The sequence below is a fragment of the Rhodococcus sp. DMU1 genome (genome assembly GCF_012272955.1).
GTDB lineage: Bacteria > Actinomycetota > Actinomycetes > Mycobacteriales > Mycobacteriaceae > Rhodococcus > Rhodococcus aetherivorans.
In genome coordinates this window covers 642,654-656,527 of record NZ_CP050953.1, presented here as the reverse complement: position 1 = coordinate 656,527, position 13,874 = coordinate 642,654, and the positions used below count along the sequence as shown (strand labels likewise).

Genomic DNA, 13,874 nt, shown 5'->3' with positions numbered 1-13,874 from the left:
CGGGGCAGCGCTCGAGGCAACGGCCGCGGTGGTCAGGGGGTCAGCGGGGCGGTGAGTATCCGGTGCGCTTCGGTGCGGTCACCGCTCAGGTGCAGCAAGGGGGTATCCGGTGGGGTCCGCTTCCACAGCACGAGAAACAAGATTGCCGCCGGGCCGGACGCTGTGGCTGTCGGTGATTGTCCCTGCCCCGCCGGGGCGCCGGATGCGACGATGTCGACCACCGAGCCGGGCACATCCGTGGCCGCGAGGCGCAGTACGCCCGGTTGGGCTCTCAGTCGGCCGAGAGCGAGCTGGCGCGGCACGAACACCTCCTGGACTTCGTGCAGGCCGTCAGCGGCCACATCGGGCTCGATCGGGGCAGGCTGCCCACCGGTGGCCTGGGCGTCCCAGCGGTGGACCGTTGTCTCGAGCGCTTGACGACGCAACCAGAACCGGACGGTGCCGGGTGGCCCGAAGGTTCGGCACGAGGTGTCGGGGTCGGCGGCGGCCAACGTGTCGATCAGCGTGTCGGCGCCGGAGGTGAACCACGAGACCCACACGGCGCGAGCCGATCCCGGACCAGGGACCGACACGGGCTGTGGGACGTCGCTGACGCAGTGCCTGGCCCAGCGGTGGATCGAACCCAGGTGGGCGATCAGCGCTGTCAGGTCCCATCCGGGGCACGAGGGCACGGGTGAGCCGAGATCGCCCCAGCGCACCACGTCGGCGAACGCGTCGACCTCGGTGCGCAGCATCTCGAGGTATCGGCCGGGAGGGAGCACGTGACTTCTGCTTTCATTGCGGTGGATTTCGGCGAGATCGCCGTGACTGCCTCCTACGGTGCGGCAGTCGGCGGTGTGGCCGCTGGAGCGGCATAGCATCCATGGCCGCGGATCACCCGTTCTCCGTCGAACTCGAGGAACTCGCAGACGGATCGACCGGCCTGGTTGCGGTAGTGGATGATCACCGCGTCCACGCCCGGATAGACACCGAGCAGTTCGAAGTGCAGGTCCGGCAGCCGCTCGAGGCCGGTACGCCAGTACGCCCGCAAGGCATCCTTGCCGAGGATCGTGCCTGCCGAACCGGGGACCAGGTCTGCCGCCAGCGGTGAGCGGAACTCCACGTCCTCACGGAAGTGCCCCAGGACCGCTTCGATGTCGTGACTGTTCCACGCTTTCGCCCAGCCGGTGGCGAACTCCCACGCCTCGTCGTCTGTCATGTCGGTCGCCTTTCGAGGTGTTCTCGCGGTGCCGAGTGGCACCGCGAGCAGCACTGTACGAATCTGCCCTACCTGCAGGACAGGTCCATTTCGCGGTGTTTCGGCGCATTCCGATCGGATTGGCCCTGTCTCGGCCCGAGGGATTCGGATTGTCTCGAGGCATGACCATGAATGACACCACCGACGTCGCCGACCACGTCCGCGTCAACTTCGACCGGCAGGGGCTGATGGGGCACCTCGGGGCGCAGCTGGTCCGCGCCCGTGACGGGGTGGCCCGGATCGAGCTGGGCTACGGGCCGCAGCTGAGCCAACAGCACGGCTATTTCCACGCCGGGGCCACCTCGGCGATCGCCGACAGTGCCGGCGGCTATGCCGCGCTGTCGGTCTTCGAACCGGACGCGTCGGTCCTGACCGTGGACTTCACGATGAATCTCATCGCCCCCGCCCGCGGCGAACGGCTCGAGGCCGTCGGTACCGTGGTCCGCGCCGGCCGGACCTTGACGGTGTGCCGCCTCGAGGTCACCGCCGCCGCCGCCGGCACACGCACCGTGGTCGCGATCGGGCAGCAGACCGTCATCCGTATCACCGCCCGGAACGGCGCATGAGTCCCACGTCGTCGCCGGCCGAACTGTTCCGCACCGCCGCCGACCACCTCGTCGCCCTGGTGGCAGATATCCCGGACACCGGCTGGGACCAGCCTGCCCTGGGGGCGTGGACCGTGCGCGCACTGGTCGGCCATACCGGCCGTGCGCTCAGCACCGTCGTCGAGTACCTCGCCCGACCCGCCGCACATCGTGAGGTTCCCACCACGGTGGACTACTACCTCGCCGTCGCCGAGCACACCGATCCGCAGGCCATCCGAATCCGCGGTGAACACGCCGGAGCCGCCCTCGGCGACCGTCCGCTCACCACCATCCGCGCGCTGCGGGACCGCGCGGTCGACGCGGTCATCGCAGTCGACGATCCGCTCATCGACACCGCGGCCGGCGGCATGCTCCTGTCGGATTACCTACCCACCCGCACCTTCGAACTGGCAGTCCACGGCCTGGATCTGGCGCGCGCAACCGGACAGTCCGAAACCCTTCCGGCCGAGGTCACTCGTGCAGCGCTGCACCTGGCGGCGGAGTTGACGTTGCGACGCGGCGACGGTGAAACTGCACTGCTTGCACTCACCGGTCGGCGCAGTCTGCCCGCCGGATTCACCGTCCTGCAGGAAAAGAAGCAACCGACGGCAGACCCGGGAGGCGCCGCAGACCGGAACCACCACAGCCCACCGAGTTGGTAGGTTCGTCTCGGTGTTGCGGAGCGCTGCCGACGGCAACCCGCACCCCTCGTCGCCGACGAGGGCACCTGCACGTGGACGACGTCCGTCCGGGACACCACGGGTCTCGCTCTGCGCATCGTCGAGAGCATCGGGACCGCGAATCTTCTTCATCCCGAGCACGGGCGACACGGAACGCTCCGGGCTGTTACGTGATCCGTCGACAACGCCGGCACGACGCAGGGTGGCACGAGTCGGCGCGACTGGTCGCCGATTGACCTGAACACGTCGCCGAATCGACGTCGCCGCCCTGACGCGTCGCCGCTCCGCGCAGTCCGGATGTATGCCGGGTTCGCGGCGGTAGTCTCGGCAGTCGTGATGGTGACCGGGAGCGTGGTCGCCGAAGCCGGATTGAGCGAGTGCGTGCACACCGACACGCAGTGTCTGCCGGGCTTCGGCCTGCTGGTGGCCGCAGGGGCGGCGACGGGAGTGTTCGTGCTGGTGTGGCTGGCCACGGCATCGGCGGCCACCGTCGACGTCGTCGGCTCCCGGCTCGGCATGCCCCGGGCGGCACTGTGGGTGCTGGTGGTGTGGACGGTGCCGGTGGTCGGTGCCCTCGCCTGGTATCGGCGGCGCACCAGCGGTGCCGACCGCGCGTCCGGTGGCACCTCACCGACCTGACCTCGGTTCCAAACACCAGTCCTCGGCGACGGATCCGGTACGGGAGGCGATGTCGCCGGGGGTCGGGATCCCGGCTTGCAGTCGATACCGACGTCCGATCCCCGGCGAGGCCACCCGCACGTCCTGGAGCCAATTCTGCGGGCAAGCCGTGTGGAGCGGAGCCGTTTCGGTGCGGCCCCGACATCGTGGCTCGCATCCGGTGGCCGGGATCAACGGAGTGCTCTTTCCTCTGCGTTCCTACCCGACGGACACCCGTATCGAATCGTGATGGGGCTGCCCGGTTGCGCACAGCTGAGTATTGCCCCCGATCTCGGAACCGCCACAAGAGGTCTCGGCGATACGCGTTCGGTACGGTTGCGAGAGACCGACGCTTCGAGCACCTCGTCAGCCGTCAGAGGAGAACGCCCATGCGCACCTTCGTCCATCTGGTGCTGTTCGCGTGCGCTGTCGCGGTTGCGGTCGGTGCTTTCCTTCCGGTCCTCGGCGGCATACAGCCGAGCGACGTCGCGCTGGTCGATCTGCGCGACGGCTTCCCCACCGGGTTCACCATCGAGCAGCTCGAGACTCAGGCCGTCAGGTTCTACCGGTCGATGACGGCGTTGCTGCTGTTGGCTGCGTTCCTGCTGCTGGTCGCCGCGCTGGTGGGTTCGCGCGTGGCCGGGTGGCTGGGGGTGCTTGTGGGGATCGGCACCGCTGCGGTGTTCCTGTGGCGGCTCGACGACCGTTTCGGCGATTTCGTCCGCGACAATTACGCCAGCTTGCTCAGCGGCCGCTGGGGGCTGTACCTCGCCGGCGGCGGCCTGATGCTCGCGCTGCTCGCCCTGCTGGTGCCGAAGGAACGACCGGCGGCGTGAGCCGAGGGGGTGGGCTCGGCTCAGACATCCTCGTCGGTCCCGGCCGGGCCGGGACCGGTCATGGCGCGCTGGGCGGCACCACCGCGTGGCGGCGTTGCCGCGGAACTCCTCGCCGAGGGATCGTCGACGCCTGCGCGTTGCGGCCTCCGTCGGCATCGACGTCGTTCCGCTGATGCGGCCCCAATCCGACAGCTCCGGCCCGCAGAGCGGTATGTGCACGTCGAGGCCGGTTGGGTGGAGGGTGCCCGGTCCGACCTGCGGGCCGTCCCCGCACTTCGTGCTGCCGGATCGGATCGGTCCGAACGAGCATGCCGGTCGACGCCGAGGACGGCGACCGTGGACCGATCGCGATTCCGTTCCAACGGGCGGCGGACCCGAAACTTCGGTGCCGGGCTCGGGAACGCCGGGCGACGGTCGGATCCGAGCAGGGTCACTCGGCGTCGTCGGTGGCGGTGAGGGCGGCGCGAGCGTCGACGTGGCCGAGTGCGGTGACGGCGAGGACGGTCAGTCCGACGAGGACGTCGTTGATGGTGGCGGGAGTGGCCTCGGGACCGAAGCCGTAGTCGAACAGCAGCGGCGAGAGGATCAGCCATCCCCCGGCCAGCACGCCGGCGACGGTGGCGGTGAGCACCCGCAGCGGCCGGGTCAGCCGGGCGAGACCGAGGACGGTGACCGCGGACCCGATCAGGATCTCGTTCCAGCGGGCGGCGGACCAGAACTCGGTGCCGGGCTCGTGCCACAGGAACGGCGACATCGCGACCCAGACCCCGAACAGCAGGGTGATGGTGCTGACCATACCGGGGGTCTGGGGGCCGGGGAGCCGCTGGTGCCGACGGGTGTTCCGAGCGCGGCGTTCGGCCGGTCCGGTCATCAGGTGCTCGACGACCCCGCCGTGACCACGGGCGGCGATGAGGGCCGGGGTCCGGTCGGTAGGTGCTGGCTGCTCATCAGGTCGGGTTCCTCAGTGGGTTTCCCCTCGCTCCGGTTCGGGCGTGTGCGGACCGGGGCGTGGCGGGACGTCTCAGTGGGTGTCGACGACGACGGCGTAGGAGCCGACTCCGACCAGACGGACCCCCGCCACCTCCCCACCCTTGCCGAGCAGAGCGGTGACCGCCCCGGAGCCGGGATCGAAATCGACGTCGGCCACTGTGCCCCACTCGTTTCCGGCGGTGGTCAGCACGCGCTTGCCGACCAGGGTGTGGTCCTTGCCGGTCAGCGCCGCGATCGCCGCATCGGGCTCGCCGACCGCGTCCGGCCCGCCGACGACGACCGCGTCGTCCCCGAACGCGCCGATGTTCGCCCACGGCACGATGGTGCCCGCCCCAGGCCCTTTCACCTGCACCGCGACCACCCGACGCACCGCCGGGTCCACGACGAAACCGGCGACCTGCCCGACCGTCTCGGCGGCGTCGGAACCGACCACCTGCCGACCCACCGCGGCGGAAAAACGCATCAGCGTGCACCTCTCAGTTGCGTCCGGAACGCATCGACGGCGGCACCGAACCCCGCCAGGTCATCACGCACGAAACCGGTCGCGCTCGCCGGCACGATCAGATGTTCCCCGGACGCGGCCAGCGTATCCGGCAACGGAAGCAGCATCTTGGTTCCCTTGTGCCCCAACGCCTCCGACGATTCGATCTCGTAGCCCACGACATCGCACCGGCCGCTCGTGGCGTCGCCGACCTCGACGATCACATCGACTACGGCCCCGAGGGCGGTACCGGTGTCGGTGAGCACCTCGGCGCCGAGGACGTCGCTGCCCGATCCGCGGCGGGACGAGGCGCGCTCGAGAATCCCCGTCAGCGGGGCCAACGCCTCCTCGTCGACGATCATGACCGCATCGGCGCCGAGCGCGGCGACACGTCCCCAGGCCAGTCCGCGATCGAGGGGGCCGGAGAACGGCCCCCGCCCGGCGAGGGTGAACCCGACGACCTCGCCGCCGTCGGCGGCGTAGACGATGTCCTTGACCTGGGCGACGGCCTCACCCGCCATCGTCACCACCGGGCGGGTGGTGATTTCGCTGCACCGCATCAGCATGCTCATCGCCGGCCCTCACCGTCGGGGTCGTCGGCGGGATGGTCGGGGTCGGCGATGATGACCCCGCCGGTCCGGCGGCGGGCCTGCACCACCAGGAGCACGCCGACACCCACCGCGACCACCGCCGCGATCAGAATCAGCCAACCCCACCACTGCATCAGGGCCACCCCTTCGACTACTCCCGATCCGAGAGCCCGATGTACCAGGTTTTTTCGAGTCTACTCTCCCCCGCAGGTGGCCCCACCCCGTTCCGACTCCCGACCGGTCCGGATTCCTGCAGGTCGGGCACCCCCGCATGCGCCGGAGGAGCCGGCCCGCGGTGCCCGGGCACCCCGGGAATTCTTCGCGGTTGGGAGACCGGTGCGGGGTCGAGCCTGCCCGAAAGGCCCCCTGCCCGCAGGTGGGGCAGCGAGTCGCCGGGCGCCGGGCAGGGGCTTCCGGCGGTTCGCGACGGCGCCCCCAGCACGGGCGTCCGGGGTGTGCAGCGATCCGCAACCGGCAGGGAGAAGTCCGTGGATCCTCATCGGAGTGATCGCGGCGTCACGGTCGGGGTCCGGGGCGCCTCGGCGACCGTGCCGCCCGCGATCTGCGCGACCGGATCACCGTGCTCGGCTGCCACGGCACCGGATCGGTCGACGCCGCCCTCCTCGGCGGCATCGCGGTCGGCGCCACCGGCATGGCTCCGCCGCCCGACCCGAAACACCACGGCGGGAGCCGACACTGCACAGCCACAGCTCTGTGGTCCCCGGCCCACCGCGATCGCCGACCCCGGGCTGTGCATGCACCGGCGTGGATGTCGTGGTCGGTAGCGGATCGGCACGCGCCCCGGCCGGTCAGGAGGTGAGGACCTGGTCACCGTCAGGGATCCACCGGATCCAGCCTCCCTCGAAGTTGGTTTGCCGCCCGTCCGGGACATCGAACTCGTCGGAGGTGGGGAACCCGAACCGGCCGTTCTCGAAACCGTGGCGGCCCCATTCGGCGAAGATCGCCCCGTACACCGGGTGGGTGCCGGTGGGAGCGAAGTAGATGTTGCCCTGCTGGAATCGGTTGAAGCGGCCGATCCCGTTGGGGGTGGTCAGCTCCCCGCTGACCGGCCACCCGACTGCGGAGGTGGGCCCGCCGAGGTCGGTGTACTTGGTTCCGATCTGACCGTAGACCTCCCAGGCGCCGGTCTGCTCGGTCCAGAACATCGCGCCGTGGGCGAAGTCCTGGGACCGGCCCCCGTCACGCTCGGCTTCCTGACCGGTGCAGCGGCCCAGCGGACCGTTCTCACCACCGATCGCGATGTAGCGGGCGCCGATCGCCCCGTAGGGCAGGCAACAGGCGCGTTCGTCGGTGCTGCAGGCTCCGAGGAACGACACAGCCACGGACAGCACCACCAGCAAACCCATTCGCCGCAGCATGCAATGTCACCTCCCACCCGCCGTCCCGGCGAGAAGGCCGGGGACGTGTCGAGTCTGGGTACACCTATGACACGGGCGTACCCGAGCACGGCGGTGACAAACCTCGCCGGTCGCCGCGACGGCCCGCGCACGACGCTCCCGGGCTGTGCGCCGGGAACTTGTCCCTCACACCGTAGGCGCCGGGGCGGCGGCGGACGTTCGCGCACACCCGAGGTGACCACCGGCACGGGCGCTCCACTCACCGCCCGGCCCGGCAGTTGTGCCGAGTTCGTTCCCCTCGGCGTCCCATTGCGCCCTCCGGCGTCGTGTGAGTGCCGCATGCACACCGCAGAGCAGCATGGCGCCCCGATGGCGCCCGCCGACCAGGCCACGATCGCGGTGCGCACCGCGGGGCGGCGTGCTCGGTTCCGGTCGCCGGCGCGGGGACGAATCTCCCCATGCGCATCCATCCGCACGCTGACCGTCTCGCCCGCCCGCACCCCCGACTCCGCTCGATCGGCGTCTCGTCGTGGGCGCCGGGCACGCGGTCACTGTGGACTCAGGTGAGCAGTTCTCTGAGACCCGCCCACAGCACGAGCCCCGCGAGGATCGCAAAGACCACGGAGGTGGTGCGGGCGAAGGCGCGCGCATGTGACCGCAACCAGTGCTCGACCACCCCGGTGGACGCGAACCAGGCGAGTGCACCGAACCACGCAGCTTCCGCTGCGATCAGCAACAGTGCCACCGCAAGTTTGTCCCATCCGGAGGCATCCTGTGGTATCAGCGTGGCGAACACGGCGACGAAGAACACCACCGCTTTCGGGTTGGTGATGTTGGTGGCGACACCGAGCACGAACGATGTCGACGAGGACTGCGGCTGCTCACCCTCTTCGGCCTCGGTGGGGGACTGCGCCCGGACGGTTGCCACGGCCAGGTACAGCAGAAGCAGACCCCCGAGGATCTGGACGGCCGCCAGCACCGTCGGGGGGCCGACCGCGAGACCGAGCATCGCCACGGTGACCCAGACTCCGATGCCCGCGGCGATCCCGAGCGCCGCGGCGATCCCGAGTCGGCGGGAGCCCAGGGCCGATTGCCGCACCACCAGAACAGCATCCGGTCCGGGGGAGGCGACCCCGGCCAGCCAGACGCCCATCAGGGCCAGATAGCTGCCCACGCTCATCGCGCCATTGTTCCACTCTCCACAGGTAGGGGCGGGTGCCGCCGGGTCCGTGAGGGGGCCGCACGGTGTCCGGCCCGACTACGACGAGACGGGGACCTTCTCATTCCCCCTGCCCGTCGACTCGTGGCAAGGACACCGGGTGGTTCCGGGGGCGGGCGGGGTGTTCGACCTGGCGAGGATCGGTGCCCCCTCGATCGGCGAGGACCGATCGAGGCGTGCCGGAGCCTGCTCGATCGGGTCGGCCCCGGCGGTGACGCCCGCCCTCGGCACCGAGATTCCGGTGTGGGGTCGGTTCGATGTCCGCGTTCACCGGCACCCCTGCTGCTCTCGACCGTGCTCCCCGACGGGGCCGGGCTGCATGCCCGGCTGGGCGACATGTGGAGGTCGCTGCCGCCGGCGACCGCCACCGACCTCGCCTGCCTCCCTCGGCCCGGACGGGCTGTCGCACCCTGCTGCGCGTTCGCCCCAGGGGTGTCAGTAGATGGTCGTTCCGCGCGGCTGCGCGGCCTCGACCAGGGGCGGGTGTGCACACCGATCGGCAGTTCCTCCACCACCGAGATCGGGTCCGTGGCACCGAGTCCGTCGTCGCGGCGACGCAGCCATATCGCCCACGCGGCCATGTCCGCGCCCCATTTCGACAGGTAGTAGATGCCGTGGGGCACCGAGCCATCGTCCGGGACGACTTCGTGGCGGAGCATTCGGCGATGCCGGTGGTGACGGCCTTCCGCTGGTGGCGGGAATCGGTGAGTTCGCTGAGCGTGAGCTGCTCGATGCCGTGACCGCGCAGGAACGCCGGGAGTTCGTAGAGGGTGCGCACCTCGCGCCACCCCTTGGAGATCGACTTGTACGGCATCGCGCCGCACTCGGTGGGGAGTTCGGTGGCGATCTGCCCGTCGAGGGTCAACGCGTCGGTGGCCTCGACGTCGTCGAACAGGTATCCATCGGCGGGCCCGGATTACGGAATCCGCACCGGACGGCCCTCGGTCATCGGGGCCTGCGCCGGCACGGGATCGCTCAGTATAGGGCGGGGCGCCGAGTGCACCGGTTACGCGTAGTACGTCCCCTCCAGGAACGCCGTCACCGCAGTGAACACCTCCGGGATCCGGTCCTCCCGGATCCACTCGGCCGGGGAATGGCCGCCCAGACGCGGATTGGCGGTGATCAACCACGACCGCGCCACCTGGTCGTTCTCGGCCTTCTCGAGCGCGGTGAACACGGTGTGCGCCGCCTTGAGGCGCCGCACCTTCTCGTCCGCAGGTCGGGCATGGTGGGCCTGTCCCGGCGGCGTCGCCCACCGGTACGGCATCGCTCTGCTGCGCGAGCCGGCGATGTACGCCGTCAGCGTCCGCCCCAACCGGTCCAACAGATACTTCACCACCTCGTGGGTCTCCATCCGAGCGGTCTCGTCGAACGTTCCGGTCAGCACGTCCACCACCTCTCACCCCTTCCCCACTACGCAGCCACCCGTTCACAGTCCCGCGAAGATCAGCGCGGGCTACTGGTCGACACCACCCCGGTATCCTCAAAATATACGAAAAAGGATCCGGGAGGGCTTCTTGGTTTCCACTGAGGCGGGTCGTCAGGTCCGGGTGGGTAGGGCGGGCTCTACCGTGGCGACGGTGGTGGGACGGACACGTCCCACACGGCGTCGCGCACCGCCCAGGGCGAAACACCCCGATGCGTCGACGGTGCGCGGGGTCCTCGGCGGCCTGCCGTCACCGACGCCGAGTGCGTCGCCGGGGAAAAGGCTATTGGCCCGCGCTGAGCAGGGACGAGGTGTCCCGAGTGCCCTCCGCACCGGGTCAAGGTCTGGGACAGGACCCTGGACATGCGGCGATCGGTCCGTATTGTGCAGTTCTATGGCACAGCCCCCGTTCAAAATCGACACCCCCCTGGCCTACCACCTTGCCCAACGCGACATCCTCTTGCGCCTGGATGCCGGCGCAGACGCCGAACACGTGCGCAGTCAGTGGAAAGACACGATCGACCGGATCGTGGACACCCGCCTCGACGACGGCGACGCCCTCGTCTTCGTCACAACGCCCGAACACGGACAGAGCGAGTAAGGACGACAGCGACCTCGAGAGTCCGGCTCGACGCCGAGCCGCAGTCTGCGCTGACTCCCCGGCGCCCGGACGCCGGGCCACCTGCATCCCCGCACAACGGCCGACCGGATCTGCGCACCCCGTCCGGACAACGGCACGCTCCAACCTCGACCGCACACGCCGAGGACGGTAGGCACGACGGCACATGCCGGAACCGGTGCGCCCGAGGCGGATACGGTGGTGGTCAGCCGGGGTGGGGCAGGCGCACGACGTGAAGGAAGAAGTTGTCGATGCGGCGGATCACGTCGGCGAACTGCGCGAAGTCGACCGGCTTGGTGATGTAGGCGTTGGCGTGCAACCGATAGCTGCGCAGCAGGTCTTCCTCCCCCGTGGAAGAGGTCAGCACCACGACAGGGATGGCGGACAGATCCGGATCGGCTTTGATCTGCTCGAGCACTTCGCGCCCGTCGTATCGGGGCAGGTTCAGATCGAGCAGGATCAGATCCGGGCGGGGCGCCTCCGCGTAGCGGCCGCGCCGGTACAGGAAGTGCAGCGCCTGCTCGCCGTCGCGTACCACGTGCAAGGTATTGGTGAGTTTGTGGTCGTCGAACGCCTCCCGGGTCATCAATTCGTCCTCGGCGTCGTCTTCGACGAGGAGGACGACGATGGGCGCGGCGGGATCGGTCATCCGTCTTCCTCCCGAACAGATGCGGTGTGCTCATCGAAGCCTGTCCGACGGTACGCCCCCGTCGTCACCGGACAGCACCGACGGTGCGCCCCCACCCCGCCCACCCGGCCCCTGTCCCGCCCCGTCCGGGGTGGCCCTTCCGTCGCCCACCAGGCCGGTCCGCTCCGCGGCGCGCGACCCTCTCCACAGTCACCGCGGGCTCGGACCGGACGTCGGCGCGAGGACCATCAGAACGTCCGGGGGCACCTTTCGGGGCGGGTGCCGGACTCCGGGCACCGCTGCCGACCCTGCGGTGCCGATCTCCAACGCACCCTCGCCGAGACCTCGGTGGCTCGGCGGGATACCGAATTCGGGGTTCACCGAGGGCGGCGGTGAACTCTGCGACCGCTACCCTGCCGCCCTGCATGCCACGATCCTGCCCTGATCCGGTGGCGAAGTCCCCTCCGCCGACGACGCGCGAGCACTTCCTGGTTACCGAACCGGGTGGGGACGCTGTGCTGCCGGCGCGCTACCTGCCGCGGCGTGCCGTGTCTCAGATGGGGCCGAGACCCGCAGGACCGGCGCATCACGCATGGCGCACCGCAGCACTGGAAGAAGCCGTCGTACCGGCCTGTGCGGTGACCGCCCCGGTACGGCGGCCCCCACACTGACGGGACAAGCAGCACCGCCGGCGCCGGAGAAGCAGGGTTCCTCTCCTCAAGGCCTGCGCCGGGCTTGTTTCGCCGGCACAGGCTCGGGTGTGCGGGCGGGTCCGATCGTGCAACGGAGGAGCTGATGGCGCAGCGGATCATTGTCGAGCGGGCCGACGGGAAGTGGGGTCGGCAGCTCGTCGTCAACGGCAACATCGTCACCACCGACGGTAATCAGGGCTACGAAAACGAAGCCTTCTGCCGCCGGATGGCCGACCGCATCACCGGCGGGGAATTCGCCGACGCGGAGAAGAAGATCAGACGGCGAACCGAGTAGGACACGGGAGCGGATTCTTCCCTCGTGCGCAGCCCGCCCGTGCGACCACGTGTGTTGGCGGGAGAGGTTGACGGTGCCGGCCCCGGGAAACTCTGCCCCCATGGTCATCGACATCGTTCTCGCCGCGGTCGGCGTGCTGGGTGTGGGAGTGACGGCGTTGTCGGCGAAGATGCGCCGTCTTCCGGTATCCGAGCCACTCCTCGGGCTGGGAACGGGTGTGCTGCTCGGGCCGTACGTGCTCGATGTGCTCACCGTGCCGCCGTTGACGGTCGAGCATGCGCTGCTGCACGAGACGAGCCGGATCCTACTGGCGGTATCGGTGATGGCGGTGGCGCTGCGCTATCCGACAGCGGACGTGCGGCGGCAATGGTGGCCGGTGGTGGTGCTGCTGGTCGTGGCGATGCCGGTGATGACGGTGGTCACCGCCGGGCTCGGATGGGTGCTGCTGTCCGTGCCGGTGGCCGCGGCGGTGTTGCTGGGTGCGGCGTTGTGCCCGACCGATCCGGTCCTTGCCTCCAACGTCGTGACCGGGGAGGCCGCCGAGAAGGATCTGCCCGCCCGGAACCGGCAGATCCTTTCGCTCGAGTCCGGGGCGAACGACGGTTTGGCGTTGCCGCTGGTGCTGGCCGCGGTCGCCGTGGCCGGAGGCATGGGGACGGGCACGGCGGTACTCGAGTCGCTGTGGCAAGTGGCCGGCGCCGTGCTGATGGGGGCGGGGAGCGGATGGGCGGGCGGCCGGGCCCTGCGCTGGGGGGAGAAGTACGGGGCCACGGATCCGGCGCCCGCCCTGTTCTTCACCGTGGTACTCGCGTTGGGCATTCTGGGCGTCGCCGGGTTGATCCGCGTCGACGGGGTATTGGCGGTGTTCGTCGGCGGATTGGCATTCAACGGCACCGGCACCGGCAGCGAGCGGGCAGCGGAGGTGCCGATCGACGAGGCGATCAATCGTTTTGCGGTGTTGCCGCTGTTCGTCCTGCTGGGAGCGGCGCTGCCCTGGCGGCTGTGGGCCGAGCTCGGATGGGCCGGGGTGGCGCTGGTCGTGGCGGTGCTGACATTGCGCCGGGTGCCGGTTCTGCTGTTGTTGCGCCGGCCGCTGCGCTTGTCGATGCCGGACGGGCTGTATCTGGGCTGGTTCGGTCCGATCGGGGTGTCGGCGCTGTTCTACCTGACCCTCGAAGCCGAACGGATGGGCGCAAACGAGACGGTGCTGGCGGCGGGGTCGCTGGTGCTGGCGGCGAGCACGGTGGTCTTCGGCGTCACCGCGGTGGCCGGCCGGGTGCTGTACCGCCGTGCCGCCACGCCGCCCCCGGCGCCTCCGCCCTCCGGCGGGCACCGGTGAGCAGACGGATCCGGGTCTCTGCCGGGGCGCGGTCAGAAGTCGTCGTCGCGGCCGCCGGATCCCGACCGGCCGCCGGATCCCGACCGGGCGCCGAGTCGCGGGAGGTGGGTTCGACGGCTGAGCCGGAGCACCGGGCGAGCCAGCAAATCCAGCGAACGACCTGCTCGCGTCCCACTGGCGGGTGCGGCGACGGCTCGGAGTCGGTGCGGTTACCTGTCACAAGTGTCCGCATACCCCGGCCCT

At 70.1% G+C, this 13,874-nt stretch carries 17 protein-coding genes and 1 pseudogene; 8 read left to right on the top strand and 10 right to left on the bottom strand.

The annotated features are described in order from the left end of the window. Positions 1–32: 32 nt before the first annotated feature. Both HFP48_RS30965 and HFP48_RS30960 read right to left on the bottom strand, forming a co-directional pair. Positions 33–761, bottom strand: a complete 729-nt coding sequence (locus HFP48_RS30965; RefSeq protein ID WP_168581084.1) for a maleylpyruvate isomerase family mycothiol-dependent enzyme — start codon at positions 759–761, stop codon at positions 33–35. Between the two features lie 53 nt (positions 762–814). Further along, positions 815–1,198, bottom strand: a complete 384-nt coding sequence (locus HFP48_RS30960; RefSeq protein ID WP_168581083.1) for a nuclear transport factor 2 family protein — start codon at positions 1,196–1,198, stop codon at positions 815–817. Between the two features lie 161 nt (positions 1,199–1,359). Here HFP48_RS30960 and HFP48_RS30955 point away from each other — a divergent pair, with 161 nt between their 5' ends. The 5 genes and pseudogenes from HFP48_RS30955 to HFP48_RS30935 all read left to right on the top strand — a co-directional run bounded on the left by HFP48_RS30955 (position 1,360) and on the right by HFP48_RS30935 (position 3,994). After that, a complete protein-coding gene (locus HFP48_RS30955; RefSeq protein ID WP_168581082.1) occupies positions 1,360–1,803 on the top strand; it encodes a PaaI family thioesterase in 444 nt (147 codons plus the stop codon). Further along, positions 1,800–2,483: a maleylpyruvate isomerase N-terminal domain-containing protein gene (locus tag HFP48_RS30950; RefSeq protein WP_168581081.1), complete on the top strand. Its 684-nt coding sequence runs from the start codon at positions 1,800–1,802 to the stop codon at positions 2,481–2,483. The genes HFP48_RS30955 and HFP48_RS30950 overlap by 4 nt, the downstream gene beginning before the upstream one ends. A 4-nt stretch (positions 2,484–2,487) precedes the next feature. Next, positions 2,488–2,737, top strand: a pseudogene (locus HFP48_RS31985) (hypothetical protein); the annotation flags it as partial. Positions 2,738–2,834: 97 nt separating this feature from the next. After that, positions 2,835–3,140, top strand: coding sequence for a hypothetical protein (locus HFP48_RS31980; protein WP_246872690.1), 306 nt, complete (start codon positions 2,835–2,837; stop codon positions 3,138–3,140). Positions 3,141–3,547: 407 nt separating this feature from the next. Further along, the gene (locus HFP48_RS30935) at positions 3,548–3,994 is read left to right on the top strand and encodes a hypothetical protein (RefSeq protein WP_168581080.1); all 447 of its coding nucleotides are present in this window, start codon (positions 3,548–3,550) and stop codon (positions 3,992–3,994) included. A 430-nt stretch (positions 3,995–4,424) separates the two neighbouring features. On the opposite strand, the gene HFP48_RS30930 is transcribed toward HFP48_RS30935, so the two are convergent. From HFP48_RS30930 to HFP48_RS30900, 7 genes are all read right to left on the bottom strand, one after another. After that, positions 4,425–4,790 carry an SPW repeat protein gene (locus HFP48_RS30930; protein WP_246872689.1) on the bottom strand — a complete coding sequence of 122 codons (366 nt, stop codon included), beginning with the start codon at positions 4,788–4,790 and terminating at the stop codon, positions 4,425–4,427. A gap of 225 nt (positions 4,791–5,015) precedes the next feature. After that, a complete protein-coding gene (locus HFP48_RS30925; RefSeq protein WP_168581078.1) occupies positions 5,016–5,447 on the bottom strand; it encodes a PRC-barrel domain-containing protein in 432 nt (143 codons plus the stop codon). After that, positions 5,447–6,037: a PRC-barrel domain-containing protein gene (locus tag HFP48_RS30920; protein ID WP_168581077.1), complete on the bottom strand. Its 591-nt coding sequence runs from the start codon at positions 6,035–6,037 to the stop codon at positions 5,447–5,449. Before HFP48_RS30920 ends, HFP48_RS30925 begins: the two co-directional genes overlap by 1 nt. Continuing rightward, positions 6,034–6,198 carry a hypothetical protein gene (locus HFP48_RS30915; RefSeq protein ID WP_168580682.1) on the bottom strand — a complete coding sequence of 55 codons (165 nt, stop codon included), beginning with the start codon at positions 6,196–6,198 and terminating at the stop codon, positions 6,034–6,036. Before HFP48_RS30915 ends, HFP48_RS30920 begins: the two co-directional genes overlap by 4 nt. Positions 6,199–6,864: 666 nt before the next feature. Continuing rightward, positions 6,865–7,422, bottom strand: coding sequence for a trehalose corynomycolyl transferase (locus HFP48_RS30910; protein WP_246872688.1), 558 nt, complete (start codon positions 7,420–7,422; stop codon positions 6,865–6,867). 550 nt (positions 7,423–7,972) lie between these two features. Further along, complete coding sequence (locus HFP48_RS30905) at positions 7,973–8,593, bottom strand: LysE family transporter (RefSeq protein ID WP_168581075.1); 621 nt, start codon at positions 8,591–8,593, stop codon at positions 7,973–7,975. Between the two features lie 1,045 nt (positions 8,594–9,638). After that, entirely contained in the window at positions 9,639–10,019 is a 381-nt protein-coding gene (locus HFP48_RS30900; protein WP_246872685.1) for an antitoxin Xre/MbcA/ParS toxin-binding domain-containing protein, read from the bottom strand. 433 nt (positions 10,020–10,452) lie between these two features. On the opposite strand from HFP48_RS30900, the gene HFP48_RS30895 reads away from it, so the two are divergent. After that, positions 10,453–10,659: a hypothetical protein gene (locus HFP48_RS30895; protein ID WP_168581074.1), complete on the top strand. Its 207-nt coding sequence runs from the start codon at positions 10,453–10,455 to the stop codon at positions 10,657–10,659. A 223-nt stretch (positions 10,660–10,882) separates the two neighbouring features. Here HFP48_RS30895 and HFP48_RS30890 read toward each other — a convergent pair whose 3' ends face one another. Continuing rightward, entirely contained in the window at positions 10,883–11,326 is a 444-nt protein-coding gene (locus HFP48_RS30890) for a response regulator (protein WP_168581073.1), read from the bottom strand. 774 nt (positions 11,327–12,100) lie between these two features. On the opposite strand from HFP48_RS30890, the gene HFP48_RS30885 reads away from it, so the two are divergent. Continuing rightward, positions 12,101–12,292, top strand: a complete 192-nt coding sequence (locus HFP48_RS30885) for a hypothetical protein (RefSeq protein WP_168581072.1) — start codon at positions 12,101–12,103, stop codon at positions 12,290–12,292. Positions 12,293–12,392: 100 nt separating this feature from the next. Continuing rightward, positions 12,393–13,631, top strand: a complete 1,239-nt coding sequence (locus tag HFP48_RS30880; protein WP_168581071.1) for a cation:proton antiporter — start codon at positions 12,393–12,395, stop codon at positions 13,629–13,631. Positions 13,632–13,874 lie beyond the last annotated feature (243 nt).